This is a genomic window from Flagellimonas flava (genome assembly GCF_050617915.1).
GTDB lineage: Bacteria > Bacteroidota > Bacteroidia > Flavobacteriales > Flavobacteriaceae > Flagellimonas > Flagellimonas flava_A.
The window spans coordinates 1-228 of sequence record NZ_JBODQE010000263.1; the positions used below are offsets into that span (position 1 = coordinate 1).

General features: G+C 39.5%; 1 protein-coding gene. It reads left to right on the forward strand.

Annotated elements, in window-relative coordinates; translation table 11 throughout:
- Positions 1–228, forward strand: a 228-nt coding sequence (locus ACRHOZ_RS21785; protein WP_431130539.1) for a penicillin acylase family protein, incomplete at both ends; no start/stop codon positions are given.

A 228-nucleotide genomic window follows, 5' to 3' on the forward strand; every position in this document is an offset into this window, starting at 1 on the left:
AATGCCTACGGTCCAGTAACTTGGGGACAATTCTTTGTGTACCAAGGTTTCAATGAAAAAAGGGCTTGGATGCATACCTCTATCTATACTGATGTGATGGATGAATTCAAGGAAACGATTGTTAAGAACGATGGGAATTTGTTCTATCAATACGGGGAAGAATTACGAGCAGTTACCAAAACGGAATTCGTTCTAAAATACAAGGAAGGGAATCGGATGAAAGAGAAG